This window comes from Micromonospora sp. NPDC005215, from assembly GCF_040607915.1.
GTDB lineage: Bacteria > Actinomycetota > Actinomycetes > Mycobacteriales > Micromonosporaceae > Micromonospora.
Genome location: NZ_JBEXHQ010000120.1, coordinates 1 through 1,536, shown reverse-complemented (window position 1 = coordinate 1,536; position 1,536 = coordinate 1). Strand labels below are relative to the sequence as shown.

At 67.0% G+C, this 1,536-nt stretch carries 1 protein-coding gene; it reads left to right on the top strand.

Annotation, left to right across the window (positions count from 1 at the left end; genetic code table 11):
* Positions 1-113 precede the first annotated feature (113 nt).
* Positions 114-1,526: an NF041680 family putative transposase gene (locus ABZU25_RS34460; RefSeq protein ID WP_355033547.1), complete on the top strand. Its 1,413-nt coding sequence runs from the start codon at positions 114-116 to the stop codon at positions 1,524-1,526.
* The last annotated feature ends 10 nt before the right edge of the window (positions 1,527-1,536 follow it).

Genomic DNA, 1,536 nt, shown 5'->3' with positions numbered 1-1,536 from the left:
TACTTGCGTTTTAACGTGTTGGGTCGCTGGGTGTGGTGATCTTCGGCGTGGCGGCGTGACGTGAAGCGGCCACCGTTTCAAGATCGGTTCTGCGAAGAAATCGACGAGAAACGGTGGCCGTGCCTGTGATTGTGCATGATGCGGTGGTGTCCTCGCGGGGGGCCACCCCGGGAGTTGAGGATCTCCGGTGGTTCCGCAACAGGGTGTACGGGTGTTTCACCCGTCGGGCTGATGCCTTGTTCGGGCTGGTGGACGCGGTGTTGTGCGCTCCCGGGCGGGTGCATACGGTGGCTGAGTTGAGTTTGGCGCCGGTGTTCGGGCGTGGCCATGGATCGGCGTATGCGGCGTTGTCGAGGGGGCGCATCGACGTCGAGGCGGTTCAGGACGCGGTGATGGCGCACCGTCGGCAGGACTGGCCGTTGTGGTTCGCTCTGGATCTGAGTTCGTGGGCGCGTCCGTATGCGAAGTCCAGTCCGCAGCGGGGGTGGGTGCATCACAGCATGCGACACACCAACGGCAGGCCGTTCGTTCCTGGTTGGCAGTATCAGTGGCTGGTGCAGTTGTCCGGGCAGCGCGACTCGTGGACGGCGCCGTTGCAGGCGGTGCGGGTCCCGCCGCAGGCGGACGTGGCCACCCAGGCCGGCGAGCAGATCCGCGCCTGCGTCAACCGTCTGGGTCATACCGACGCGCCGCCGCTGTTCGTCCTGGACGCCGGCTACGACCCGGTCGCTCTGTCCTGGCTGCTGTGGCAGCAGGAAACCCCAGGACCTCGGGCCTCGCTGCTGGTTCGCCTGCGCGCCGATCGGGTGTTCTACCGCCACCCCGGCCCACGCCGACCCGGGCAGCGGGGCCCTACCCCCCGCCACGGCGCCAGGTTCGCCCTCACCGACCCCGGCACCTGGGGCACGCCCGACGCCGAACACCACAGCGTCGACGCGCACTACGGCCACGTGCAGGTCACCGCCTGGCATCGGCTGCACCCCGCGCTCTACGGCCAATCCGCTGGCGGACGCTACCAACACCTGCCCCGCACCCCGATCGTCGAGGCCACCATCATCCGCGTGCACATCCAGAATCCACCACGACGCAACGGCGCCACCCACACCCTGTGGCTCTGGCACACCGGACAACCCGCCGACCTAGACACCTGCTGGCGGGCCTACCTGCGGCGCTTCGACATCGAACACACCTTCAAATACGCCAAAACCCACCTCGGCTGGCTCGCACCCACCATCCGCCATCCCGAACAAGCCGACCGCTGGACCTGGCTGATCCTCACCGCCCTGACCCAACTACACCTGGCCAAATCCCACACCGCCGGCCGACGCCTACCCTGGCAACCCCACCAACCAGCCCACCGACTCACCCCCGCCCGCGTCCGCAGCGGATTTCCTCATCTCCACGCGATCATCGGCACACCAGCCCAACCCAGGAAAAACACCCGCCCAGGCCCCGGCCGCCCCAAAGGCACACCACGAGGCCCCGCACCACGACACCCAGTAATCAAAAAACCTCAAAAACGTTAAAACGCAAGTA